23 protein-coding genes are annotated in these 25853 nt (G+C 31.0%); 1 reads left to right on the top strand and 22 read right to left on the bottom strand.

Features of this window, described 5'->3' with window-relative positions:
- Positions 1-3: 3 nt before the first annotated feature.
- From Q4Q35_RS03815 to Q4Q35_RS03785, 7 genes are all read right to left on the bottom strand, one after another.
- Complete coding sequence (locus tag Q4Q35_RS03815) at positions 4-786, bottom strand: SDR family oxidoreductase (RefSeq protein WP_303276608.1); 783 nt, start codon at positions 784-786, stop codon at positions 4-6.
- Between the two features lie 27 nt (positions 787-813).
- Complete coding sequence (locus Q4Q35_RS03810; protein ID WP_303276607.1) at positions 814-1644, bottom strand: amidohydrolase family protein; 831 nt, start codon at positions 1642-1644, stop codon at positions 814-816.
- Positions 1644-2498 carry a fumarylacetoacetate hydrolase family protein gene (locus Q4Q35_RS03805; protein ID WP_303276606.1) on the bottom strand — a complete coding sequence of 285 codons (855 nt, stop codon included), beginning with the start codon at positions 2496-2498 and terminating at the stop codon, positions 1644-1646. Before Q4Q35_RS03805 ends, Q4Q35_RS03810 begins: the two co-directional genes overlap by 1 nt.
- Positions 2499-2518: 20 nt before the next feature.
- Positions 2519-3301 carry an SDR family NAD(P)-dependent oxidoreductase gene (locus Q4Q35_RS03800; protein WP_303276605.1) on the bottom strand — a complete coding sequence of 261 codons (783 nt, stop codon included), beginning with the start codon at positions 3299-3301 and terminating at the stop codon, positions 2519-2521.
- A gap of 32 nt (positions 3302-3333) precedes the next feature.
- A complete protein-coding gene (locus Q4Q35_RS03795) occupies positions 3334-4995 on the bottom strand; it encodes a UxaA family hydrolase (RefSeq protein ID WP_303276604.1) in 1662 nt (553 codons plus the stop codon).
- A gap of 184 nt (positions 4996-5179) precedes the next feature.
- On the bottom strand, positions 5180-6043 hold the full coding sequence (locus tag Q4Q35_RS03790) for an AraC family transcriptional regulator (RefSeq protein WP_303276603.1): 864 nt from the start codon (positions 6041-6043) through the stop codon (positions 5180-5182).
- A 380-nt stretch (positions 6044-6423) separates the two neighbouring features.
- On the bottom strand, positions 6424-6609 hold the full coding sequence (locus Q4Q35_RS03785; protein WP_303276602.1) for a hypothetical protein: 186 nt from the start codon (positions 6607-6609) through the stop codon (positions 6424-6426).
- A 324-nt stretch (positions 6610-6933) separates the two neighbouring features.
- Between Q4Q35_RS03785 and Q4Q35_RS03780 the strand changes: the two genes are divergently transcribed.
- Positions 6934-7449 carry a CAP domain-containing protein gene (locus Q4Q35_RS03780; RefSeq protein ID WP_303276601.1) on the top strand — a complete coding sequence of 172 codons (516 nt, stop codon included), beginning with the start codon at positions 6934-6936 and terminating at the stop codon, positions 7447-7449.
- 43 nt (positions 7450-7492) lie between these two features.
- Here Q4Q35_RS03780 and Q4Q35_RS03775 read toward each other — a convergent pair whose 3' ends face one another.
- From Q4Q35_RS03775 to Q4Q35_RS03705, 15 genes are all read right to left on the bottom strand, one after another.
- Positions 7493-8287 carry a LuxR C-terminal-related transcriptional regulator gene (locus Q4Q35_RS03775; RefSeq protein ID WP_303276600.1) on the bottom strand — a complete coding sequence of 265 codons (795 nt, stop codon included), beginning with the start codon at positions 8285-8287 and terminating at the stop codon, positions 7493-7495.
- 2 nt (positions 8288-8289) lie between these two features.
- Positions 8290-9093, bottom strand: a complete 804-nt coding sequence (locus Q4Q35_RS03770) for a hypothetical protein (RefSeq protein WP_303276599.1) — start codon at positions 9091-9093, stop codon at positions 8290-8292.
- A gap of 786 nt (positions 9094-9879) precedes the next feature.
- Positions 9880-12177: a GumC family protein gene (locus Q4Q35_RS03765; protein ID WP_303276598.1), complete on the bottom strand. Its 2298-nt coding sequence runs from the start codon at positions 12175-12177 to the stop codon at positions 9880-9882.
- Between the two features lie 164 nt (positions 12178-12341).
- Complete coding sequence (locus Q4Q35_RS03760; protein WP_303276597.1) at positions 12342-13097, bottom strand: polysaccharide biosynthesis/export family protein; 756 nt, start codon at positions 13095-13097, stop codon at positions 12342-12344.
- Position 13098: 1 nt separating this feature from the next.
- Positions 13099-14136 carry a non-hydrolyzing UDP-N-acetylglucosamine 2-epimerase gene (gene wecB, locus Q4Q35_RS03755; RefSeq protein ID WP_303276596.1) on the bottom strand — a complete coding sequence of 346 codons (1038 nt, stop codon included), beginning with the start codon at positions 14134-14136 and terminating at the stop codon, positions 13099-13101.
- 30 nt (positions 14137-14166) lie between these two features.
- Positions 14167-14862, bottom strand: a complete 696-nt coding sequence (locus Q4Q35_RS03750) for a WecB/TagA/CpsF family glycosyltransferase (protein WP_303276595.1) — start codon at positions 14860-14862, stop codon at positions 14167-14169.
- Between the two features lie 343 nt (positions 14863-15205).
- Complete coding sequence (locus tag Q4Q35_RS03745) at positions 15206-16411, bottom strand: delta-aminolevulinic acid dehydratase (protein ID WP_303276594.1); 1206 nt, start codon at positions 16409-16411, stop codon at positions 15206-15208.
- Positions 16395-18539 carry a bi-domain-containing oxidoreductase gene (locus tag Q4Q35_RS03740; protein ID WP_303276593.1) on the bottom strand — a complete coding sequence of 715 codons (2145 nt, stop codon included), beginning with the start codon at positions 18537-18539 and terminating at the stop codon, positions 16395-16397. The genes Q4Q35_RS03745 and Q4Q35_RS03740 overlap by 17 nt, the downstream gene beginning before the upstream one ends.
- Positions 18540-18550: 11 nt before the next feature.
- A complete protein-coding gene (locus Q4Q35_RS03735) occupies positions 18551-19774 on the bottom strand; it encodes an O-antigen ligase family protein (protein WP_303276592.1) in 1224 nt (407 codons plus the stop codon).
- Positions 19771-20229, bottom strand: coding sequence for an acyltransferase (locus tag Q4Q35_RS03730; protein WP_303276591.1), 459 nt, complete (start codon positions 20227-20229; stop codon positions 19771-19773). Before Q4Q35_RS03730 ends, Q4Q35_RS03735 begins: the two co-directional genes overlap by 4 nt.
- Positions 20226-21392: a glycosyltransferase family 4 protein gene (locus Q4Q35_RS03725; RefSeq protein ID WP_303276590.1), complete on the bottom strand. Its 1167-nt coding sequence runs from the start codon at positions 21390-21392 to the stop codon at positions 20226-20228. The genes Q4Q35_RS03730 and Q4Q35_RS03725 overlap by 4 nt, the downstream gene beginning before the upstream one ends.
- The gene (locus Q4Q35_RS03720) at positions 21385-22479 is read right to left on the bottom strand and encodes a glycosyltransferase family 4 protein (RefSeq protein ID WP_303276589.1); all 1095 of its coding nucleotides are present in this window, start codon (positions 22477-22479) and stop codon (positions 21385-21387) included. Before Q4Q35_RS03720 ends, Q4Q35_RS03725 begins: the two co-directional genes overlap by 8 nt.
- Positions 22476-23561 (bottom strand): glycosyltransferase family 4 protein, encoded by a 1086-nt coding sequence (locus Q4Q35_RS03715; RefSeq protein WP_303276588.1) that lies wholly within the window; start codon positions 23559-23561, stop codon positions 22476-22478. Before Q4Q35_RS03715 ends, Q4Q35_RS03720 begins: the two co-directional genes overlap by 4 nt.
- On the bottom strand, positions 23539-24699 hold the full coding sequence (locus Q4Q35_RS03710; protein ID WP_303276587.1) for a glycosyltransferase: 1161 nt from the start codon (positions 24697-24699) through the stop codon (positions 23539-23541). Before Q4Q35_RS03710 ends, Q4Q35_RS03715 begins: the two co-directional genes overlap by 23 nt.
- Positions 24696-25850: a glycosyltransferase family 4 protein gene (locus tag Q4Q35_RS03705; protein ID WP_303276586.1), complete on the bottom strand. Its 1155-nt coding sequence runs from the start codon at positions 25848-25850 to the stop codon at positions 24696-24698. Before Q4Q35_RS03705 ends, Q4Q35_RS03710 begins: the two co-directional genes overlap by 4 nt.
- Between the last annotated feature and the right edge of the window lie 3 nt (positions 25851-25853).

The raw sequence follows: 25853 nt of genomic DNA, 5'->3' as shown, positions 1-25853 counted from the left end.
GTATTATTCAAGAGCTCTATCCAGATGGGTATAACCACCATCTACATATAAAAGTTGCCCTGTAGTATGACTGGATTTATTTGATAGCAAAAAGGCTACAGTATCTCCAATTTCCTCGGCGGTTGTCATACGCTTTTCTAAAGGTATATTTTTGGTGATTCCTGCTAATTTCTCCTCTTTATTAGGAAATGTGCTAATCCATTTTTCGTATAAAGGTGTATAGCATTCTGCCACAATTAAAGCATTAACACGAATGCTATAAGGTAATAACTCTACTGCCCATTCTCTTGTTAAAGCATTTCTACCTCCATTGGAAGCTGCATATCCGGATGTGCCTCCTTGACCTGTATCGGCTGTTTTAGATCCTATATTTACAATAGCGCCTTTACTTTTTTTGAGTGCTGGCAACGCATAATGTGCCATAAGGTAATAATGAACTACATTGCGTTTTAATGATGACATAAAACCTTCGTAATCGCCATTTTCTAAACCAATACCGTCATTTACACCAGCATTATTTACTAGCCCGTCTATTTTTCCGTACTTTTCTATAACACTTTCTACAGCTGCTTTGCATTGTTCTTTATCTGTAAGTTCTGCAAGCGCATAAAAAAGGTCTATCCCTCTTTTTTTAAACTCTGGTATAATCTCTAAAACACTAGCTTTATTTCTAGTTATTATAGCAGGTATAGCTCCTTCTCTAACTAAGGATTCTACAATCCCTAGGCCTATTCCTTTAGACCCCCCTGTTACTATTACGACCTTATCTTTTAGTTGTAAATCCATTAATTAGTCTCAATTTAGTTTCTTTTCTTAATCTAGTTTATATATTCTTGCAGCATTCTCACCCATAACCTTCAAAACATCTTGTTTTGAAAACTTTTCAAAATAACGCTGTACTATTTGTATGACTTCTCCATAAGTTCCAGCGAGTAAACACACCGGCCAATCGGAACCATAGAGTAATCTATCTACGCCGAAAGCATCTACTATGACATCTAAAAAAGGCGTAAAATCTTTCTCCTGCCATTTAAAGTCTTGTGTTTCGGTAACCATACCCGAAATTTTACAAGACACATTTTTATATGCCCCTAAAGCTCTCATGTGCTTTTCCCAAATCGAATCTACACCATTAGATATTTTAGGTTTTGCTATATGATCTAAAACAAACTGCTGATTTGGGCATTTTTCTACCAAAGCAACAGCTTGAGATAGTTGGCCTTCATGAATTAATATATCGTATGTTAATCCAAATTGTTCCAGTTTGTTAATACCATTTAAAAAATCTGGCTTGAGCATAAAAGCATCATCTGTTTCTGCTTGTACAATATGTCTAACTCCTTTAAATAGTTTATGCTTTGAATAATGTGTTAAACGCTCTTCTATATTTTCTGCCCGTAGATCTAGCCAACCTACAACCCCTTTTATAAAAGGATTATTTTTAGCGCATTCTAGAAGAAATTCTGTTTCTTCTTCTGATTGGTCTGCTTGTACTGCAATACACCCATCAACATTATTGGCTTCTAAAACTGGCCTTAGGCCTTTAGGTAAAAAATCTTTACGAATGACCTGCATCGAATCGTCAATCCAGCTATCTCTAACTGGATCGTAATTCCAAAAATGTTGATGTGCATCTATTATCACTATTTATAAGCTTTTACGTTTTGTTTAGATACTCCTAAACCTTCTATTCCTAACTCCATAACATCACCTTCTTTTAAATACATAGGAGGGTTTAAGCCTAAACCAACACCAAACGGCGTTCCTGTTGAAATGATGTCTCCTGGTAAAAGTGTCATGAATTGGCTAATATGGCTCACAACGTGCTGTACGTTAAAAATAAAATCTGACGTTGAGCTATTTTGCATCTCTTCACCATTTAGTTTTAACCACAAGTTTAAGTTATTAGGGTCTTTAATTTCATCTTTAGTTGCAATAAAAGGACCTACAGGTGCAAACGTATCGCAGCCTTTTCCTTTACACCACTGCCCTGAACGTTCTAATTGATAAGCACGTTCGCTTACATCGTTGTGTAATACATAACCTGCTACATGATCGAAAGCATCTGCTTCTTCAACATAAGATGCTTTTTTACCTATTACAATGGCTAACTCTACTTCCCAGTCGGATTTCTCGCTCCCTTTTGGTATAATAACATCGTCATTAGGGCCCACTAATGCTGTAGTCGATTTAAAAAATAACACAGGCTCTTTAGGTATCTCCATACCTGCCTCTGCTGCATGCTGCGCATAGTTTAGTCCTACACAAACTATTTTAGAAGGTCGTGTTAAAGGAGCTCCTAAACGTACACTATCATCAATTACAGGACAACTTGATTCGTTTTGCTCTAACCAAGCACTTAATTTTTCGATACCATCATTTCCAAAAAATGCTTCATCATAATCACTTCCAAATGCCGATACATCTATGTTAGTTCCGTTTGCTAATTGTACACCTGGTTTTTCTTCACCAACAGCTCCAAATCTTATTAATTTCATATCTATACGTTTTCTCTATTTTAATTTCCGTTTAATTTTATAAATCCGCCATCTATCGCGTAATCTGATCCTGTGATAAACTTAGCTTCGTCTGAACATAAAAACAAGGCTAAATCTGCTATTTCCTGTGGCTTACCCATTCTACCTATAGGTTGTGTTTTAGATAATTTATCGAACATTTCGTCTTCCTTACCCGGGTAATTTTTCTTAATAAATCCATCTACAAAAGGTGTATGTACTCTAGCGGGAGAAATACAGTTACAACGTATCCCTTCTAACACATAATCTTTTGCTATAGAATATGTCATGGTTAATACGGCTCCTTTAGTCATAGAATAAGCAAATCGGCTATTTATACCAACTGAAGAAGCTATTGAAGCTAGATTTAAAATAACACCGCCTCCATTAGCTTTTAATGCAGGTAAACTGGCTTTTATACAGTTGTAAACACCTTTTATATTAACGTTATATAATCTATCCAGATCTTCTACCTCTACTGCTTCTATATTACCTACATGGGCAATACCTGCGTTGTTTATTAAAATATCTATGGTATCATTTTTAGTAATATTTTCAATAATCTCGTTAACATTACTTTGGTTAGATACATCACATTTGTGTGCAGCGGCCTGTTCTCCTAAGTTTTCAATTTCTTTAACTGTTTCTTCTGCTGCCTCTATATTAAAATCTAGGATATGTACTTTTGCTCCTTGGCTTGCAAAGGTTAAGGAAATTGCTTTTCCTATACCGCTTCCGCCTCCTGTAACTAATGCTACTTTATTTTTTAAACTAAACTTGGTCATTTTTAACTAGGTTATTCTTTTTTGTGTTTTTATTATAACGACATGCCTCTTTTCCACGGAATAAAATCGTCTTGTTTTAGCAATCTTGCTTTAGTTTGTTTTCCGCTAGCAACTTCAATCACATGGTCTAACAATGCTTCTCCCATTTCTTGAATTGTAGCTTTTCCTTCTATTATTTCGCCTGAATTAAAATCTATAATATCTGGCATTTTTTTATAAAGTGACGTGTTTGAAGATACTTTTACCGTTGGGGTAATAGGATTCCCTGTTGGGGTACCTAGTCCTGTTGTAAACAAGATGACATTACAACCAGAACCAGCTAAACCTGTTGTAGATTCAACATCATTACCTGGAGTGCATAATAAATTAAGCCCCGGTTTTTCAACTTGTTCTGTGTAATCCAACACATCTTCTACTGGTGAATTTCCTCCTTTTTTTGCTGCTCCTGCAGATTTTATAGCATCGGTAATTAATCCGTCTTTTATATTCCCTGGTGATGGGTTGGCATAAAAACCTGCTCCTAAAGCATCTGCTTTTTCATTGTAGGCAGACATGATACTCGAAAATTTATTTGCTTTTTCCTTACTTGTACACCTATTAATTAGTTCTTGCTCTACACCATTCAATTCTGGAAATTCTGAAAGTACTGTAGTACCTCCCATAGCAACAACTAAATCGGATACATATCCTAGTGTTGGGTTTGCAGAAATTCCAGAAAATCCATCAGACCCTCCGCATTCTAAGCCAACTATTAATTTATCTAGAGTTGCTGGTTTTCGTTCTATTTTATTCGCTTCAATTATACCGACAAAGGTTTTCTTTACAGCTTGTGCTAATAATTCTTTTTCAGATTTAATTTGCTGTTGCTCTAAAACATAAACTGGTTTTTTGATATCAGGCGACATTTTCGCAAGTGCTTCTTGTAAAATAGCTGATTGTGCATGTTGACATCCTAAACTCAAAACCGTTGCTCCGGCTACATTCGGGTTATTAATATACCCTGCCAATAGGTTACAAAGTGTTACAGAATCTGAAGTTGCTCCACCACATCCCCCATCGTGGGTTAAAAATTTAATGCCATCTACATTTGGAAAAAGTGGGTTTTTATTAAAATCTTCTCCATCCTTCAATATATTTTTTTCTAAAATAGTATCTGAAGATTCTCCTTCTTTATAACTATTAATTAGCGAATCAACATCTAAACTTAAATGTTGTTTCTTACCATAGCCTAATTTTTCTATTAACGCATCTTTTAAAACCTCAACATTTCTATTTTGACAAAACACTAATGGTATTACTAACCAATTATTTTCTGTACCAACCTTACCATCTGCTCTATGATAGCCTAAAAACGTTTTATCTTTAAACTTAGAAACATCTGGTGTATTCCAAACTATTTGTTTTTCTTCATTTTTAACACCATATTTCTCGGTATCGTGAACTAAATTGTGTGTATGAATTAATTCGCCTTTCGAAATGTTTTGTTTTGCTCTTCCTACTAACACACCATACATGTATACGGCATCGCCCTCAGATAAATCTTCTGAAACAAACTTATGTTTAGCATCAATATCACTTTGAAAATGATATTGCTTACCTTCAAAAGTGATTTCTGTTCCCTTTTTTAAATTGCATAAGGCAACTATAGCGTTATCTTTTTCATGTATCCTAAGGACTTTCTGTTCTGTATTCATTAAAAAAATAAAATAAATATTTGTGTGTTACAATACTAACACTTCTAAGACAAGATAGCTTCCTAAAATTTGATTAAATATAATACTTTTTTTGCCCTTATTTTAACTTATTGCTAATATGAGCAAATTTAAAACTTATTCACTTTAATCGTTATCGACTAAAGATAAGCCACTTAATATATTTTTAAGCGTTATACTCTTTAATATATGAAGATGGTGTTGTTTTCATGATACGCTTAAATTGCCTATTAAAATTAGAGATATTATCGAAACCAGATTCGTAACAAACCGCTGCTATATTAAATTTATCTTCTAACAAAAGCTTACATGCATACCCTATTCTAATTTCTGCTAAATACTGCGAAAAAGTTTTTCTTTGTATACGCTTAAAAAAACGACTGAAAGCTGAAGGATTCATACATATAACTTCTGCTACGTTTTTAGCACTTATATCATTTTTAAAGTTATCAAAAATATAATCATACATTTTATCTAAACCTTTATTAGTAAATTTATTACTTTGACTAATAAAACCCTGACTTGCCAATAATGTGTAATTTTTATGATTTGACAGTTCATATAGGATTTCTATAAACTTAATGGTTCTATTAAAAGCGGTGTTATTATTTAAATTGATTATTTTATCTTTTAAGGCCTTATTAACACCAATAAACCTAATACCTCGTGAAGCTCTTTCTATAAGCGCACTAATGGAATTCATTTCTGGAGCGCGGTTAAAAATATCACCTAAAAAATTCTCTGCAAAATGAATCGCTATGGCTTTAGCTTGTAGCTTTGATGTTTTAGAAAAGTAGTTACTGTCATTAAGCCATTTATGGGGAAGATTTTTTCCAATTAAGATAATTTCACCTTCTTCAAATTTCTCAATACTATCTCCTATAAAACGAGTTCCTGTACTTTTTAATATTACAACTAATTCTAACTCCGGATGATAATGCCATAATTTTAAAAAATGGGCATAGCTATTTTCGCCTATAGAAAATGAGGTATTATCAAATATTGTTTTATCTAATAAATGAAGTTTCATTAATACAATGTTTATAACACTCTAAGATTACGAGGCTGTTTCGAAATAAAAAAGCTTCGATTTTGATTAAGATATTAGAGTTTCAAAGATATAAAACAAAGTTTAAACGAAGTCAAAAATCGCCATAGCAAAATTTACATACTTTTTTATGATATGTTTAATTACTAAAGGTTGGTAATAGTCCTATGAGGTAAGATTATATAGCTATAATTATTTATTTGGGATGCTTAAAAAAAAAATATATCATCGTGTAGTTACCAAGAAGGCTTTGAAAAGTTGCTGATTGTTTAAAACAAAATAGAGTGGCTAATCAAAATTTATTGCAATTGTTCCTACTAAGGTATTCTTTTAGTATACAATGTTCATTTTCTCATCAATTACTAATTACAATATAAATCTTGTCCTTTTTCATTTTTAGCATCTTTAATGGCTTCTTCTTTTATGAATTTAAACATTTTAAAAAACAAATAAACAAGTGTTACGATTAAAAAAAACAAAATGAAAAAGAAAATACTTTTTAGTTCTGTTTGTGTTAGGCTTAATGCCACTTTAATAATATGACTCATTGTATTCATTTTAAAATATCTATTAACATAATCGCTTCTTTATAAGCTTTTGTAAATGTAGATAATGCATATACCGTTAGTAAGTACAAAGTAATAACTGTATCATATCTCGAATATCTAGTTAAGCAATCGGTGATATACTTAGTTTTTAGTTTAAAAAAGCTACAAATCTATATGCTATTATTAGGATATGTGATATTAAGCCGTTAAATAAAAACCGTTTATTTCTATTCTCTCCCTGTTAAAAAAAGAATACACCCACTTATTACTTTTCACTTATAAAACCTCCTTTTTATTGTCAGTTTTGTAGCATAATAATTGCTTATGATTTCTGATAAATTAACACTAAAAACAATTACGCTTTCTTTCATTATAATGTCTGTATTATCGTGTACAACCGATAAAATGGAGGATAATAATCTTGGTTTATATAACGATATTGATTTAGCTCTTGTTAATGAAAACGACTGGAACATGTCTAATACTATATTAGACTTAATTAATAAGCATAGAAGCGAAAAAGGCAAAAGTATACTTAAAAAAGACACCTTATATGCAACTGCTTATGCTGTTAAGCATAGTAAATATATGATCTCTACCGATAATGTTAGTCATGACTTTTTTTACTTTAGAAGTAATGGGTTAAAAAGCAAAGGTGTTATTGATGTAAGTGAAAATGTTGCTTATGGCTATAGTTCTGCTCAAACGGTGGTTAATGCCTGGTTAAAAAGTGAAGCTCATAGAGAAGTCATAGAAGGTGATTTTTCGAATATAGGTTTTGGCGTATTAAAATCATCATTAAAGGATAGGTACTACTTCACTACGTTATTTTATAAATGATTTTTTTTGAACTTATACCGTTTCAAATACGCAGATAAACAGATTATGATGCTTTCATTTTTAATAAGCAATTATATTCCAAAACGTTGTAAAAATCAATCAGTTGGTGATAAACTACTAAATGTTTTTCTTTATCTGTTAAATTAGTAAATGATTTAATTGCCATTATTTTTGAAGCACAATCTAGTGCTTCTGTATACATATCTAAAGATAAGTAATCCTGTCTATTTAATATCCCATAATTAAACCCTTTTTTTATACTATTAAACCATTCGTGAGTTTTTAATTTTTGAAATATACTCTTCTTTAATGCACTAACTTCATCTATCGATAATTTTAATTCTTCGATAATAAAACTGGAAGGCAAACCTTTAAATTTAAGTTCTAAATAACTTTTTTCTTTTAAATTAAAAAAGACTTTGCTTTTTGCCTGTAACTCCATTTCGCATGTCTCATAAAATTCAACAACAGCCATCCCTAAAGTATTTATACTATTATTACCCATATCTTCTGTTAGCTCATTTATTCTATTACTAACAGTATCTGCATAAATAGATGCCTGATCTTTTATAGACTCTTCTACGAAGTCATACTTATCTAAAATATTTAATTTAAAAGCTTTAATTATAGTATCAACATTCGTTTTACATTTAAGTTTATCTTTTACCCTCTTTGTATATACATAAAGTGTTTTCTTTTTAACATTCAAAAAATCGCAAATCTCGGAAGTTTGACAGCCATGAGATATAAGTCTTAAATAGTATATCTCTTTAGACGTTAATTCAGTTCTTTGTTTTACATTTTTTTTGCAGAAATTTTCTAAATATAAGTCAGTCATAATTACGTTAGCATGTTTTTGGGGAATACATTCTTATTCAGTAAATAAGAATATTCAATATCTGTATATAGTTTATTTAATAAATAATAAACCTTATTTTTTTTCTCGTAATAGTCTGTGTTTAATTTGTTTATAGCATTTAATTTTTCGGCGGTTTTGTTAATTTCAGTATCTAAATCTATTAACCAATAATCTCTTTTCTCTAAAATATTAAGTTGAAATGCTACCCTAAAAGCATTAAACCAATTAGAAACATCTAGCTTGTAAAAAATACTTTGATTTATCTTTTTAAAGAATTTAAAATTTGGTAATTTTCCTGAAATACTTAGTGGTACCATCAAACTTTGATATTTATATTTTATAAAATCAATCTCTTCCGACATAAGATCTAATTTCATTTTATGAAATTTCTCCTTCATTATTTCATTTTCGCAAGACCTGTAAAACTCTAATAAATAACTTTTAAGTTCGTTCGTTGTTAACGACTCTAAACAAATATGTTTATCAAAAATAATTTGAGTTTTTTCTATAGAAAGTCTTTTAACAGTACTTTCGATAAAATCCTCTCTTTTTATAAGCCCTTTTTCAAAAGCTTTAGAGATTATTTTTATCCAATTTTTAGAACCAAATTTCACATGCAAATTATGCCTTATTAAATAGATTTTTTTAGTGTCAATGTCTAAAAAATCTTTTATTACAGTATCATTAAAATTATGAATGTAAAGCCTTAAATATGTCAATTCAGAATAGTTTAATATTATTCTGTTTACATTGGTATCCTCCTTTAATGTATATATCTTAACCATTTTGAAGTATTTTATCAACATATTTACGATTAAGTAGCAACAATAAAAAAACCCGAGTAATAAGTGGACTTAGACTAAAATAATTGACGATACGATTGTAAACTCAATTCCGTTTTCGATACCTCTCTAAAAAACTATTAACTAAGTTGAAAAGTTTTAAGTTTCTATGATTACTAAAAATAAAAAGGAGAACAAATGTTCTCCTTTTCCCCAAATCTACTTTCTAATTTAACCTACTTAGATCAGAAAGAAGTACTAAGGTAAATTAATAATATATATATTTATTTAATAAAGTAATAACTGAACGTATATTCTGGTAAGTGTTTCTTTATCTGACTACTTTACTATTTACAACCATCAAAAAAACTACCTGAAGGACATGTTTGTAATAAGTTATTATATTATTCAACTCAATACTTGATAAGCTCCAAAGAGTAAGGCCGCCAAAAAAATAAGACAGCACAAAAATTCTTTAATACTAAGTGACACTTCATAGCAATGTTTTAGATGATTTCGTTTTATTGTCATTTATTCTAGGTTTTTATATGCTTTTCGTCTGTTGATATTTATGATTTTTTGCCAGATTAGTTTTTTCTTAACCGCTAGGCTCTAGTTTTAATCATGGCTATTCTTCTTTTTAGTAAAGAAAAACATATACAGGTTGCATATAAAAGCATAAGTAATATATGGGCATTATTACTTATAATCGAGGTATTCAACTCACACAGACTATGTTACAATGGTGTATTCATTTAATATAAACTAATTATTTTTCTTTAATTAGGATTAATTTTTATACCCATAGCTATACCCATAGTTATAATTATCTTTTTTAACCCCATTAACTACCAACGCCATATTTGATAATTTTTCCGTTTCATGTAACATTTTTAAATGTTTAATTATCTTTTTATCCGAATAATTTGCTCTAACGACATACAACACTATATCTGCATATTTAGAGATAAGAAAGGTATCTGAAACTAAAATTGTTGGCGCCGTATCTACTATAATATAGTCGTATTTATCTTTGGCTTCGTCTAATAGCTTTTTAAACGACCCGTTAATTAATAATTGAGGAGCGTTTGGAGGAATAGGGCCTCCTAACAAAATATCTAAACTTGAACAATTTTTAAATCCTTTGATTAGGTTATCTTCCCAGTGTGTGTTATTATCCCCATTATATAGATAGTTAGATAGTCCATTATAATTTTTATCATAACCAATAAGGTTATGAATTTGGGGATTTCTTAAATCTGCTCCCACCAGTAAAACTTTTTTCTTAAATGATGCCAAAACTAAAGACAAATTCGTACTTACATAAGTTTTCCCTTCCCCTTTAATAGATGATGTAGTATAAATAACTTTTGACTGGTCTTTTTTACTAAAAGAGTTAATTAAACTTATGTTAGAACTTAATATCCTAAATACTTCATTTTGTATGGTATTTTCGTTTGAATTAACAAGAATTTGTTCTTTAGGGCTTTTGTTTAACGGGATTTCTGCTACTATAGGAATTTGCGGCACAAATTTTTCTAAATCTTTAACGCCATGTATTTTTGTATCTAATGTAAATACAGCATATAAAACTCCAAATGGGCATAATAATCCTAATAAAATAGCCATAGAATAGATTATAAATGGCTTAGGAGATATGGCGTCTATATTAGATTTAGAATATTCTACAACCTTTGCCGATGGTTCTATTACAGATAGATTTATAGCCGCTTCTTCTTTTTTTTGGAGTAATAGTATATATAGACCTTCCTTAATCTCCTGCTGTCTTTCAATAGAACGCAATAACTTTTCGTTTAAAGGCAATGAAGCTATTTTTGTGTTTATTTTTTTATTCTGGCTCTTTAATTGAGTTTTTTTAAATTGAAATTCTTTAATAAATATATCTAAAGAATTCTCTAAATTATTTTTAATTTTATCGAGTTGCTCTTTAATATTTATGATTAATGGGTTACCAATTCCGGCATTCGAATTTAGTTTTTTATACTCCAATACTTTCGTATTATAATCATCTATAAAGTCATTTAGATTATCATTGTTAAATCCAAAATTCGCAGGTAATAAATGTATCTCTTTAGAATTGCTTATCAATTTATCTTTTAAAGCATTAGCCAGAAATAACTGATTAGATATTTCAAATACTGAAACATCAGACATATTAAGCTCCATAATGCTCTGAGCTGCATTTTTTTGTATATCTAAAAACTTACTTTGTAGTTTAAATTCTTTCTTATTGTTTTCAATTGAATCTAGTTCTCCAAATAAACCTATTAACCTTTCATTAATAAACTCTATAGTTTTTCTGGATACCGATTGTCTGTCTTTTATACCATCTTGGTTATATTCTTCAATCAAGGAATTAAGTATTAACTCTGATTTTGTTTTATTTTCACCTTGCAAACTCAAGCTTAGTACATTACTCAAATTTCCAGCTTTTTTAATCTTTATTCCCAATTTCAATTGACTTACTACTTCTTCTTTTGGTGTAAATTTTATTTGATATGTATGCCCTATAAGATTACGCATATTTTTAGCTTCTTCAAGTATTTCAAAAGGAAGTTCGTCTACATGATCTAAAGTATTATAATCTTTTATTTGTATTCGTTCATTTTTGTTTTGATTTAAAATATCGTACCCGTTAGAAGTAATGGTAATATCGAAACTTTTTGTAGTGTGAATACTGTCACTCTTTACTAGTGCTATTAATTTAAACGGTAGCTTTACTAATTCGGAGGTTTGTATGCTTCCTTTCTCAAAAAAAGTAATATTTAAATTATTATTAACAACCACCTTTTCTATAATTGGATATGATTTTAATAACTCAACTTCATTCTCTAAATTAACATTCAATCTATTAAAAAGAGATACAGATGCGTTCAGTTCAATGCCTTTCGCCTTATCTAATACCTGTATTTTTGCATTTGTTAAATAAATTTTAGTACTATACTTTAAATAAAAAAAACTAATAGTTATGGTACTTACTAATACTATTAAAAACCAAGGCCAATACTTTAAATATTTACGAATGTCGTCTAAAACATTAATTTGATCTGCTTCTGTATTAAACATTGATTTATTATTTTGATTTTCCATATTTAACTATTGCAATCTCTTTTTTAATAGAAAGCATACTTATAATTGTCTTTATTGCTGGTGAATACTCCTTTTGTAGTAATATTTTTATTGATAATTCACTGTATTACTTATTAATATTCTTAAAATCATATTTAAGATTAACGCGTAATTAAAATAATGGTTGATATTAAAATGGAAGTTACAGATAAAACTGTTCCGAAATTATTTATGTAACCGCCACTTTTCACTTTAGCCATGTTGGGTTTTACGTAAATAACATCATTTTGTTTTATGGTATAATATTGATTCTTCAATAGGTTGGCCGATGTTAAATCTATATTGGAAATATGCCGAATACCATTCTCTTCTCTAATAACCAAAATATCATTTCTTTTACCATTAATAGTTAAATCTCCTGCATAACCTAATGCTTGCAATAAGGTAATAGATGCTTCGCTAAAATTATAAGTTCCGGGAGCATTAACTTCTCCTAAAATGGTGACTTTAGAATTTAATAAACGAACGTCTACATTGGGGCTGTCTAAATGATTGCCAGATAAAAGTTCTTCTTTAATCACTTCTTCCAGTTGTGCTGGTGTTTTATCCTTCACAGAAACCGCTCCAATTACAGGAAGTTTAATCATATATTTTTCTGATACTAAATACCCTTCTAATTTTAAAAGCTCTACACTACCACCAACTGGATTCGTTTGTTTATTGTATGGAATTGCTGCTTCTGGAACCGGAGTTCCTATTGTAATTTTAAGAATATCGTTAGGCTGAATGTATGCATCGTAATAGTCAATTTGTGAAGCAATATCTGTATTTGTATTTTGCAGGTATATAATGCTTTTTTTACCTGTACAGGATTGTACAATAAAAACTAGAATACAAATAAGAATTTTTTTTATCATTCTAAGACGTTTTTTTTAATTCACAAATCAATATGTCTACAATTCTTTTTGCAGCTTTTCCGTCCCTCAAAGGAATATCTTTAGACGTTTTCCATTGATTAGAGCCCAAACTAACTGTTGCAGGTCTTTCTGTATCATTACACAATGTTAAACATGGAATATTTAATACACTGGCTTCTTCTGTAATGTCTCTGGAATCGGTAATAACAGCTTTAGAATTTTGTATCAAATAATTGAATTCTAAATAACCCATTGGTTTTACGATGTGTAAACGCGAACAATTGATTCTTAAACTATTAAAAGCTTTAACTGCTCTTGGGTGTATTGGAAAAATAATAGTAAGGTTGTTTGTATTATTAATTATTTCGGTAATTAATCCCTTTAAGTTTAGCATTTCATCAACATTAGAAAGACGATGAAGCGTTAAAACGAAATAATTTTCAGCTTTTAACTTTAAGGAATCATAAAAATCAGGTTTCTTAAAATTAGGTCGTTGTTTTAATAACGTATCAATCACTGTATTCCCAACAAAAAAGACTTTAGATTCATCAAAACCACTTTTAACAAGGTTTTCGCTTGTAAGGCTTGAAGTCGTAAAGAGATAATTTGAAATACTATCAATTATTAATCGATTTATTTCTTCTGGCATACTCCAGTCTTTTGAGCGTATCCCAGCTTCTATATGTGCTACTTTAATGTGTAATCTTTGGGCTGTAATAGCACAAGCCATTGAAGAAGTTATATCGCCAACAACCAATACCAAGCTTGTTGGATTAGCCATTAATTCTTTTTCAAAGCCCTTCATTACATTGGCTGCTTGTTGTATTTGAGTTCCTGTATTACATTCTAAATCAGCATGAGGCGCAGGAATTTGAAGTTGCTTAAACATGTTTTTATCATAACGCCGCCCGGTATGAACTAATCTAAAATCTATAGGTATAAATTCTGATTGTAAACGCTTTATTTCATGAATAATTGGAGCAACCTTCATGAAATTTGATCTTGCGCCAGCTACTATTGTAATTTTGGGTCTATTCATATATTAATTGATTCTAAAAACACTAGCCTCTTAGTACTTAAGAACCAAATTAAAAACAAAACGCACTAAATGTATTTGACGTTTAATTCTTGAAGGTTGTTTAATTAACCTGTTAGCCCATTCTAAATTATTATCTCGCCACCATTTTGAAGCTCTCTTAATACGACCTGTATACACATCAAAACTTCCTCCTAATCCTTGATAAACTGTTTTATACTCTTTTTGCAAAGATTTCATAAATTGCTCTTGTCTAGGCGATCCCATAGCAATAAAAACCACATCTGGTTTATGTTCCTTTATATCTTTAATTAAATCTTGTTTTTCTTGTTCTGTTTTTATGTATCCATTCCTGTAGTTACAAATATTAACCCCTTTAAAATCTTCCTTTAACTTCTTAACAGTACTATCAACAACATGTTGCTCTGCTCCTATTAGATAAAAGGATTTGGTTTTATAATAAGATTCTATTATTTGCAGCCATAACTCGCATCCGGGAACCTTAATAGCATTTTTATTTCCTTTTTTCCTTAAAATAAGAACAGCTCCATAACCATCTGGATAGCCTATATTTTCGTTTATAAGATTTTTAATTTCTTTTGATGAGTGCAGAATTTTTTCGGCGTTAACAGCTATTAACATATTTTTCTTATTAAATGCATACTCAATAAGTTCCTGCTTTGAAGTGGGAGCATACGTTTTCACACCATTTAAGATCTTAAATTCCATCCTTTTACTTGATTTAGTATCCCTTTTATTACGCTACCTTCTGTAACACTGAAAAACAATAAGTCAATCAGTGTTAAGAAGCTTTTGAAAATGACTAACACGAACAATAAAATATAGCATTGATATTAGATTGATGGCGCAAAAATATCATGTGACACCTGACTTAATAACTGTAAAGTAATATGTGGGAGCTATAATGAATAAGAGGCTTTAAACTTATTTTTGAAAGAGTAAAAAACACTCTTTTTTGAATCGGATTTGTAACAAAGAATTTCTTGAAACCAAATATCCCCAAGGCAGAGCCTAGGGGAATTCTTTTCGATTGACTATACCGATTTACAACTTAAATTTTATGCTTTTGGATTTCTTTTTCTAACAGGTAATAAGACATGGCATTAAACATAAATGCATTACTCCATCTCATATATGAGATTTTAGAATTTATTCCTTTTTTTATTTGATAATAGAAAAAACCTCTTTTGTCCTGCATATGTTTTATTGTCCATTGCATTACCTGTTGTGCCAGAATATTATGCAAAGGAAAAACATTGAGTTTGGAGAGTGTTACAAACAATTGTCCTGGGCAATGGATATCTATTGGGTAGGTTTTGTTATGATAATATTTAGGGGTGCCATTACTTTTAAAAAAATGCTCTAAATAAAAACTTAACCCTTTGGCAATATTGGCTTGAAATGTTATATCTCCTGTACAGTCTTGATATGTTTGTATGGCATCTAAATTATAACCTGTGTGAAAACTATCAATCCAACTTTGTATAGGTAACATACCATAAATCCAAGAACCATTTTTATTCTGAGCTTCACAACAAGCTTTTATAGTTCTTTTTGCTGTTGTTTTTAATATATCATCTTTAGTATACATATACACCTGACTAAGAATTTTTGCACCTAACAAGCTGGCATTAAAAACTGTATTATTACCATTTAAAGGGGAATAAGAAAATAAAAATCCTGATTTATATTCTGTTCTATTCAAATCATTCAACACAAATTTTGATGCAGAAATACAGGCATTTAAATAAGTCTGTTTTTTTGTAACAGTATAAGCCTTTAACAAGGCATCTACTGCAAATGAAGTCGCTACAACTGTAGGTGTGTTTTTTGGAAATAAAAATAACCGTCTGGCTTGCCAATCAAAATTATACCCCCAACAAGCGCCACTATGATCTTTATTTTGAAGTGTTAATAAAAGGTCTGCCAACTTAATAATATATCCTTTTAGTTCTTTTGAAGAACCATAACTTGTGTTTTTAAATTTCGAAACATTATAAAGATTGCAATAGCCTGATAAAAACAAGGCAATACCTTTAGCATTATACGCTTTGGGCACACCTGTCAAAGTTCTAAAATTTACAGGAGAACGCTTAAAAAACTGAATCCAAAGTAATCTGGCAACATCCCATTTTTTAAATGGCAATGCCTGAAACAGTTTGGAATTCAACCCGTCATAAGGATCCCAGCCTTTATAATTTTGAGCTTCGCAATATTTTTTAAGCTTGTTAAAAGCTATCTCAGTTAAACACTTCACTTTGTTGACCTCCATTCTTTATAGATTCCAAAACCTTAAAAGAAGCTCTTGTAACTGCGACAATTTCATTAAAATCAATAGGGCTTGGTTTTCCTTTTAATAAACTATCCAAAAAAGTTTCAACCATGTTTTTCTGTCCTTTGTTTTGGTTGATTAATTTCTGCTTGTAAGGCTTTCTTTTTCCGTAAATTTTTAATGCTTTAAAATCGCTAAGAATGGCTGTTGTACCTGAGGCATATATTTCAACATATTCTTTTGACAATGATTTAGAACCATTGGCATAATACCCAATAGTTCCTGTAGATCCGTTTTCAAACTGAATTAGAATATTTACAGTATCATTCAAATTTAAAGGATCTGGTAAGGCATTTGCCGACACTTTAATTGGTATACTTCCGTTTATAAATGTTAAATAATCAATAAAATGGCACACTTCACCTAGTATTCTTCCACCACCAATTTCCGGATCTTGAACCCAAGTATCTTTAGGAATATACCCTGCATTAATTCTATAAATCATAGTCATTGGTCCAGAGCCTAGCGTATTTTTAATCTTTTGTGTTAAAGGAGAGAAACGCCTGTTAAATCCAACCATTACTGTATTGTTATATTTCTTTTGAGCATGAATTATAGCATTAAGCTCGGTTTCTAACAAACACAATGGTTTTTCTACAAACACATGTTTATTAGACTTTAGGCCTTTTAAAACATAACTCCCATGAGAATCGTGACGACTTGCAATAAACAATGTATCTGTTTTATCATTAAATATATCTGCCTCCAAGGTTGCACAATATTCAAATCTAAATTTTTCTGCAACTCGTTTAGAAGTAGTCCCCGTATTGGTTAGTACTCCTACTTTTTGTATTTGTTTTGATGGGGTTATATAAGGTAATAAACTACCTTGTGCATAGCTTCCTGCTCCGATAAAAGATATGTTTATTAAACCTCTTTTTGATGGATCGGAAATAATAACCTTGTCTTTAATTGCCGTTTTTTCAATATTATATTTTAAAGCTATTCCTGTAAAAGGCTCGGTTTTATTCACAACCAGATCAAAAGCTTTTGGGGCTGCTTCAAAATTAAATTCATGGGTTGTTAAATAATCTATGTCAATCCTTTTCTTTGATAATAATTCCTGAAAAGCTTGCATATTTCTTTTCTCGGTCCAACGTACATAGGCTACCGGATAGTCTATGCCTTTTTCTTCATAATTTAAATCGTACCGCCCTGGGCCATACGAGCAAGACATTTTTAACTCTAATTCTTTAGGGTACCAAAAAGGGTTTCTATTAAACCCAGAAGGAACATCTCCTAAAATAACGACTTTTCCTTTTTTTCTTGCAACTGCTCCTGCAAAATTTATAGGATCTAAGCTAGAGGTTGCTGCTGTAATAATAACTGTATCTGCTCCTATACCTTTGGTATAAAGACGAATTTCCTCTTCTAATCCGGATTTATTTCTTGTAAACCCAAGATCTACTGCTTTGTTTTTTACGGCCTGATTTAACGCCATTTCGGAAACATCGATACCAATAATATTAACACCAGAAGCTTTTAATATAAGGGCGGTTAATTGCCCTAATAAGCCAAGTCCTATAATGACACAGGTTTCGCCTAAACGCATATCGGCTTGTCTTACGCCTTGCATAGCAATGGCTCCTAATGTATTATAGGCGGCATGCTTTAGATTAGAGGTATCCTCTAATTTTACACAAAGGTTTATTGGAATAGCAACAACCTCTGCATGATTAGCATACCCTGCTCCGGCACAGGCCACTTTATCGCCAATTTTAAATTCTGTAACACCTTCTCCAACTTCAATAACTTCTCCTGCCGAACTATATCCTAGTGGTGAATATGCATCCAGTTTTTTCATAACTGCCCTATAAGTTTGCATAGGCCCTTGGCTTTTTAAAGTATCAAGTACTTGCTTTACTTGTTGTGGACGTTCTTTTGCTTTGCCTATTAAACTTTTTCGAGCTGCCTGTACTGTTGATCCTTCTGTGCCTGCACTAATAATGGAGTAATGATTTTTCACAATAACAAAACCTTTGCTTAGTTGCGGATACGGTATGTCTTGAATGATCATATCTCCAGAACCTAGTTTTTGTGTAAGTTGTTGCATGTATCGTTTTTTTAAATATTTTTAAGTAAATCAGGTTTTAATAACAACAAACCAATAATGCCCCATACCAATATGCTGTAATAATAGTAAACTCCGGGGGTTAAGCCTAAACTATCTATAAAGAACATTCCTAATAACATCAAACCAAAAACCCGTACTTTTTTATTAATTTCAAAAACATATTTTATGCTTCTAAAAATGAAAAAAGAAAACAAGATTAATCCAATAATACCGTTTGCTAATAACACTCTTAAAAACTCATTATGGGTAGGTCTGTTTATGCCATCTCCGGTCCATTGAAACAATGGGATTTGTTCATTTATCCAAAAACTCCATAAATCGTCCCATATGTAGCCACGACCCGCAAGCGTATATCTTACATCGGTGTATGTGCCGTCATTATATCCAACTTCCTTGCTAAAAAGTTGTTGGATATTATCATAAATGACATCTCCTAAATTAACAGATACCAGAATGAAGCATATGGAAAAAAAGAAAACATATTTAAGTTTTATCTGTGAAAAAGCAAGCATTAACAATGTCCATAACACTATAATAGTAACTGCTGCTTTACTGAATACCAAATAGACCGAAAATAAAGCGGCACAGCATAATGCTATTAAAACAACAATTGAAAGCTTGTTCTTAATTTTAAAAATAGAGAGGTACATGAGACATGAAAAAAGTGTAAACATCCCATAAAACCTAACTGGAAAGGCATCATGATAAAGCCCAACATATCTGGTTAAACCGGCTGTTTGCCGTTCGGAAAACAAAATACCTGTTTGAAACTGAAAAATACTGATTGCTATAGGGAACATTCCAGAAACCATAATAGCGATTAACAACTTTCGGAGTTTATCCCTACTATCAACCAATAGAGGTATTAGTAAAAAACCCATTAAAATATTAATGTTTATTAAAAGAATCTCAAGGCTTTCCATAGGTTTTATTGGAAAAGCAAACAACACTCCAAAAGAATAGGCTATAAATAATAATTTGGCGTTTGAAATCCACTTACCGGGCAAACACCTCATTTTTAAAAATACTGGATAAAATAGTATGGGAATTAAAATACCTCCTACAGAACTAAATGATAATGGACCAACTCTTATATCCCAAAAAGCATCCATAAATGATTTTGTAGCTACTAACACTAAAAAAGCAGCAAACATGCCCTTAAACAATCGGACAAAAATGATAACTATTAGAATTAAAACGAGAAATACAATCATTTTACCAGCTTATGTTTTTTAGGCAATATCTTGTAAGGTTTTGGCAACTCTTTTATTATCTTGATAGGGTTTCCTGCAGCCACTACACCCTCTGGTATATCTTTGTTTACTACAGAGCCTGCTCCAATTACAGCATGATCGCCTATTGTTACATTACGCATTACAACAGCATTTACGCCTATAAATACATTATTACCAATGGATACAAAACCTGAGCCATCGTCTTTATGATTGATAACATGTGCGGCACCATCATGTGATAAAATATAACAACCATGAGTGATTAAACAATTATCTCCAATGACAACCTTTCCACGTCTTACATCAATCTTTGCATTTAAACTTATCATCGTGTTTTTTCCAATTTTTACACCAGAAGCTCTTAGAAATGACATGTGAAAAAACCTAAGTATATTTCCCAAATGATGAATAATATGCCTAATTAAATGTCTCATTTTGCTAACGTCTTTAAAATTATAGATCTAAAATCATTCGCTATTTTATCTAATGAAAAATTGTTTTTTACATAGTCTGAGTTTGCCTTACCTATGGTTAAAAGCTCATCTGAATTAGTAAGCATATAAGTTAAAGTTTCTTCTAATTGATTCAAGTTTCCTGGTTCAAAACTAAAACCATGTATTTTGTTTGTAAACACTTCTTTATGGGCACCTACCGGTGTATATGCAACAGGTTTCCCTACAGCCATAGCTTCTAAAAGAGACCTTGAAAACCCTTCAGAATATGAAGCACTTAAATACAATTGAGCCGTTTTAAGATGTATCATTTTATGCACACCTGTAATAATTCCCAGATTATTATAATGGGTTTTATAGACAGAATCTTTAATCTCTTTTTCGGCTAAAAAAGGGTCTTCATATTGCAACTTCTCCCCTGTAAATTGGTTATAAAAAACACCGCGTTCTCCTTTTCTTATATTACCGGCGAAATAAAACTCTACATACGGAAATTGCTTGCATATTTTTGGAATGACCTTTAGTATATCTGTATAGCCTTTTGCTTTCGTGAGATGCCCTATAACTAGTATCTTTCCTTTAACTGTAGAAAAAGAATGCTTAGTAGAGTACTCATGTACATCTATAGATTGATATAAAACCTCTATATTTTTTGAACAAACATAGGGGGCAAATTGATCTTTAAGATACTTTGCCTGTACCACAGCTGTATCAACTTTCTTTAAACTATATGCTATTAACCTTTTAAAAACTGGATAAAATTGAGCAAAATTGAGTTTAAAATGGCTTCCTCGTAAATGAATAATAACTTTAATTCCAAATAGTTTACTTAATATAATAGTCCATACATCTCTACCCACCCAACCTATTTGTGTTGGCGTTACCGGATAGTACACACATTCGGGACGTACAACTATTAGCAATCTAAAAAGCTTAAAAAAGTAAATAAAGAAGTTCGTAATCATTAAAAAATCGAACAACCCTTTTCTTGTATTGTCAAGCCTAAAATTGGTTTTTAAAAAAGTAATAGAGAACGCATCGTTTAGCACATCAGATTCTAAAAATTGTTGCATACTCAATTCCGGACCGGAAAACGGTGGTGGTGTTGGACCTATAAATAATATTTTGGGTTTATTATTATTCATGTAACAAGCTAAATGTTATTTGTTGTACCCAATGCTCTATAGATAGCTCCTCACCTTTTACTTTAGCATTTTGGCAAAACGTGGTTAATAAGGCTTTACTTGTAAGTAGTTCTAATAATTTAGTGGTGTTTTCATGAAAAGTTCCGCTAAGGATATACCCATTTTTGCCATGTTCTAAATAATTAATTTCTGGTCCATGTTTATCTGCTTCTAATGTAATATAAGGGCGACTATAAGTAAATGCATGATTGATTGATAAACCTGACAAACCAGGAACAAAAACTATGCTGCATGTCTTCATAATTTTCGATATTTCTACCTCATCAACAACAGCACCGTGGTGGGTGATATTTTTATCTTCTTTTATAGCAGATATCAGAGTTGAGAGTTCTGGCCCGTCACCAATTATATCTAATTTTAAATTTGGTAAATGCGTTTTTAAAACTTTATAATAGCGTATTAAATCATGCAATCGCTTCGATGGAATGAGTCGTCCTATAAATAAAATCGCAGGTGTTTTTAAAAGCGGCAACTCAAATGAATAATATTTTTTCACTTCCAGTGTATCGATCGTATTATTAGCCCAATAAGCTTTTTTTGAATCTATTAGTTTTTTTTCAATTGCCCACTGACAACTTTGCTCTGTATAAAAAATAACCCGATTTAATTGCTTATAGTAAAACTTAGTAATAAACCAATCCAAGAAAGTTGTTTTCCTTTTTCCAGATTTTGATATAGGATGTGTATACGTAAACAACTTGGTTTCTCGATGTCTTATTCTCAAATACAAGGCATAAATAAAGAGCAATAAATTTTTCTTTTCTGTTGGAATTAACACCCAATCATAGTTTTTAAAACAACCTTTAAGTGATTTTCTTACTAATGCTGATTTTCCGAAATTTTGTTTATTTATATTTAACCGAATTTGATTAAAATGATATGATGTATCTATTTCTTTGTCACCCATACCCTCTCTACCAGTACCCGAAAGTACTGTGAGTTTTATTTCCTTTACGTTTGCTAAATAGTTTAAAAACCTAGCTTTGTAATGGTTAAAGGTTGGTGCTAACCAAAGTACATGTATCATCTTAATAAAATCGATTTATATGCCTTATAATAATCTCGTTCCATACGCTCTATACTAAAATGTTTTTTAGCATAAGCAATTCTATTTTTTGATGCTTTGAAAATTTCTGCTCTATGATTTTCATAAAACAATAAACGCTTTGCATACTCATCTTCATTTTCAACAATGTTATAAGGCTCTATAGGTTGTATAACCTCTTTCATTCCTCCTGAATCGTTAAATACAATTATTGGTTTGCCATATAAAAAAGATTCGACTGCTATTAAACCAAATCCTTCATTATCAGACGGATGAGCAATGATATCAAAAGCATTATAATAGTCTTCTACATTGGTTTTATAACCAACCATTTTTATTAAATTTTCTAACCCCAAACCCTTCACCATCTTCTTAATAGTATTAAATTCAGTTCCATTTCCTACTAAAATTAACTCACCTACACCTCCAATGTTCCTATATTTATTAAAAGCATTTATAAGTCTGTCTATTCTTTTTCTTGGTGTAAAACGAGAGACTAAACCTATTGTAAACTCATGGTTTTTAGGAACTGAATTTGGAGTATAATCGGCTAGCTTGATTCCATTTAATATGGTTTTTGTTTTAACCGTTTTTAAACTATAATGCTTTCTGGCTAAATCTAACGTATAATGAGAGTTAGCTATTAAAACATCTACGCTGTTAAGAAACCATTTTTTTAGAAATTCTCTAGCATGATATTTTAATCGTTCTTCTTTTCTCACATTTTTAGATAATCCGTGAATCGTATATATGGTTTTTACTTTTGAATGTTTAGCGGACATTGAACGTAGTACCGAAAAGCTATGTAAGTGAACAATTTGAAATGCTTTAAACTGTTTTTTTAATTGTTTATATGTTTTATAATTAAAATCCCAACCACCTTTAATACCCGAATCCAGAATAGGAATCTCTTGCTCTAACAGATAGTTATAATACTGCCCTTTACAGGTATCTAACATTATAGAAACGTCTATGCCCTGCTTTTTTTGAGCAATAGCAAACTCTATAACCAACCGTTCTATACCGCCAACATGTGGACTATTAAGACAGTGCAACACTTTCATTCTTTATTGTTTTTAAAAAATTATCTGTCATTATTTTAATACTATGATTTTTACTGCCATATTTATAGGCATTATCAGATATTTCCTTATAAGCTTTATAATTGGACATTAGTAAGTTTAGCTTTTCTATGCCTTCATCAAGAGATTCTACATTATAACCTAATTTGTATTTTGTAATAATATTATCAGGGTTAAATCCAAAACTTATAACTGGTATTTTTCTTAACCATGCTTGAACAAATGTGTTCGGAAAACCATCGCCACCTGGGGATGACGTATTAATAAAAATTGAAGCGAAATCAAAATAAGTTAACGCCCTTTCAAAAGGCAAATGACCAGTACAATATAAATTAGAAGGTTTATCTTTTAAAAGATCCTTCATATAAGCTTTATCACTATGACCTCCAACCATAATAAATTTGATAGAAGTATCTTGCATATGCCTAGCTAACTGAACGAACAATTCCGGACGTTTATGTATTCCAAAATTAGCACACCATAATACAGTTTGAAATGCATAGCATGTTCCCAAGCTATAATTATTTTGAGGTTTTGGATGCCCCGTAATCATAGTATAAGTTTCAATATCAAAATTTTGTTTTATTGTTTTTTTTTGAAACTTGTTTTGAGAAAACCCATAGTCAATATGTTTCATGCCATTATTGCGATAGCTATCCATTATTTTAGCATTTATTAAAAAAAGGACGTATTTCAATAAAGAGGTATTTTTTAAATTAAACCTTTCTTTAAATTTTTTAACATGAAAATTTTTAAACGGGCTTAAATTATCGGTACAAACCCAACAATATCTGGCTTTATTTTTTTTGCAATAGTTCCCTATGATATAGTTTACATTTGATGTTAAACGCTGAATAATTATATCTGGTTTTATTTTATGTAGTGGTTTATAATATTTCCCTTGATCTAACCATGGAAATCGACCAGATGGCTTTAGCCAATAGATATTTATATGGTTAACTGTCTCTATACGATCTATTTTGTTTTCATTTTTGGTTTGACATATATAATTTACCGTATACCCCCTATTTGCTAATTCTAATGCCAGATAATTGGCCTGAACCTCTGCCCCACCTCCTCGTTCTGATATGTGCCAAGGCATTATAAAAGTAATATTCATCTTAATGTTCTTTTAGAGGTGTTTTTAAAAAGTGTTATATACTCTTGTATAATGGATTGGTTGGTAAATATTTTTTCAGCAAACTCCACAGCGTTAGCACTCATAATTTCTAAGCGTTTTGGTTCATTTATTAACAACTGTAGCTTTTCTTTTAAAGCTTTAATATCTCCGTTGGTACAAAACCCTATATTATAAGTTTCCATCCAATTATTTGGGTCGTGATTTAAGGATAAAACAACCGCACCACTTAACCAGCTCTGAATAAATGCGTTAGGCAAACCATCTGCTTCTAATTTACTTGTATTAATATATATTCTGGATGACTTATAATACCTGAAAGAGTCTTTAAAATCAATTTTTCCTTCCACCTCAATGGATTGTTCTTTAGCTAAACTGATTATTTTACTTTCATACTTCTTATCTAGTGTTCCACCACCTAAAATTGCCTTCCATCCATTTAATGAACAACCATTTATTAATTCTATAAACAAATGAGGCTGCTTATTAGGTGATAAATTTGCCAGCCAAAGAATTTTGTTCTCTTTTATGTTTGCTCCTTTATCCTTAATAAAGTAGCTTGGTAATATTATACCTTCTTTTTTAAGGATGCGTTTGGTTTCTTTTTGCTGGTATTCTGACTGGTTTATTATTTTATTTGCCATTTTCATACCTTTATTGATATAACAATCTTCGTATGCCTTAATAGGCCATAGTAAACACTTTTTATAAATAGGTTTGTTAGTATTTCCAAGTCTTTTTATATTTTTCCAAAACTCGGCACTATCATCACCATTTGTAGCCCAGACGTAAGGAATATTATATTTTTTAGCATATTTTCCAGCAACGTACTGCATAACATTTCTACCTCTTACATACAGAGCATCTGGTTTAACTTCTACAAGTACATCTGTATAAAAAGACATCATTTTTTTCCAAGAAAAAATGCTTGTTTCAGCTTGTATCCAATGAAAATGGATACCATCTATAATTTCTTTACCTAACTTAGCTTTATCTTTGGTACTTGCTATATAATGCACTTCAAGACTTGCTTCTTTAAAGCCATAGGCCAGATTATGCAACTGTACTAATGTCCCATTAATTCGTGCAGTTTTATCATATAAATAGGCTTGCGCCAGTAAGGCTAGTTTCATAAT

The sequence above is a fragment of the Flavivirga aquimarina genome (assembly GCF_030540835.1).
Lineage (GTDB): Bacteria > Bacteroidota > Bacteroidia > Flavobacteriales > Flavobacteriaceae > Flavivirga > Flavivirga aquimarina.
This window is presented reverse-complemented; position numbering and strand designations above follow the sequence as displayed.

Excerpts from the sequence above, each read along its gene's own strand:
- Q4Q35_RS03815 (WP_303276608.1), bottom strand. The coding sequence starts at position 786 with ATGGATTTACAACTAAAAGATAAGGTCGTAATAGTAACAGGGGGGTCT.
- Q4Q35_RS03805 (WP_303276606.1), bottom strand. The coding sequence starts at position 2,498 with ATGAAATTAATAAGATTTGGAGCTGTTGGTGAAGAAAAACCAGGTGTA.
- Q4Q35_RS03800 (WP_303276605.1), bottom strand. The coding sequence starts at position 3,301 with ATGACCAAGTTTAGTTTAAAAAATAAAGTAGCATTAGTTACAGGAGGC.
- Q4Q35_RS03795 (WP_303276604.1), bottom strand. The coding sequence starts at position 4,995 with ATGAATACAGAACAGAAAGTCCTTAGGATACATGAAAAAGATAACGCT.
- Q4Q35_RS03790 (WP_303276603.1), bottom strand. The coding sequence starts at position 6,043 with ATGAAACTTCATTTATTAGATAAAACAATATTTGATAATACCTCATTT.
- Q4Q35_RS03785 (WP_303276602.1), bottom strand. The coding sequence starts at position 6,609 with ATGAGTCATATTATTAAAGTGGCATTAAGCCTAACACAAACAGAACTA.
- Q4Q35_RS03780 (WP_303276601.1), top strand. The coding sequence starts at position 6,934 with ATGATTTCTGATAAATTAACACTAAAAACAATTACGCTTTCTTTCATT.
- Q4Q35_RS03775 (WP_303276600.1), bottom strand. The coding sequence starts at position 8,287 with ATGACTGACTTATATTTAGAAAATTTCTGCAAAAAAAATGTAAAACAA.
- Q4Q35_RS03770 (WP_303276599.1), bottom strand. The coding sequence starts at position 9,093 with ATGGTTAAGATATATACATTAAAGGAGGATACCAATGTAAACAGAATA.
- Q4Q35_RS03765 (WP_303276598.1), bottom strand. The coding sequence starts at position 12,177 with ATGTTTAATACAGAAGCAGATCAAATTAATGTTTTAGACGACATTCGT.
- Q4Q35_RS03760 (WP_303276597.1), bottom strand. The coding sequence starts at position 13,097 with ATGATAAAAAAAATTCTTATTTGTATTCTAGTTTTTATTGTACAATCC.
- wecB (WP_303276596.1), bottom strand. The coding sequence starts at position 14,136 with ATGAATAGACCCAAAATTACAATAGTAGCTGGCGCAAGATCAAATTTC.
- Q4Q35_RS03750 (WP_303276595.1), bottom strand. The coding sequence starts at position 14,862 with ATGGAATTTAAGATCTTAAATGGTGTGAAAACGTATGCTCCCACTTCA.
- Q4Q35_RS03740 (WP_303276593.1), bottom strand. The coding sequence starts at position 18,539 with ATGCAACAACTTACACAAAAACTAGGTTCTGGAGATATGATCATTCAA.
- Q4Q35_RS03735 (WP_303276592.1), bottom strand. The coding sequence starts at position 19,774 with ATGATTGTATTTCTCGTTTTAATTCTAATAGTTATCATTTTTGTCCGA.
- Q4Q35_RS03730 (WP_303276591.1), bottom strand. The coding sequence starts at position 20,229 with ATGAGACATTTAATTAGGCATATTATTCATCATTTGGGAAATATACTT.
- Q4Q35_RS03725 (WP_303276590.1), bottom strand. The coding sequence starts at position 21,392 with ATGAATAATAATAAACCCAAAATATTATTTATAGGTCCAACACCACCA.
- Q4Q35_RS03720 (WP_303276589.1), bottom strand. The coding sequence starts at position 22,479 with ATGATACATGTACTTTGGTTAGCACCAACCTTTAACCATTACAAAGCT.
- Q4Q35_RS03715 (WP_303276588.1), bottom strand. The coding sequence starts at position 23,561 with ATGAAAGTGTTGCACTGTCTTAATAGTCCACATGTTGGCGGTATAGAA.
- Q4Q35_RS03710 (WP_303276587.1), bottom strand. The coding sequence starts at position 24,699 with ATGAATATTACTTTTATAATGCCTTGGCACATATCAGAACGAGGAGGT.
- Q4Q35_RS03705 (WP_303276586.1), bottom strand. The coding sequence starts at position 25,850 with ATGAAACTAGCCTTACTGGCGCAAGCCTATTTATATGATAAAACTGCA.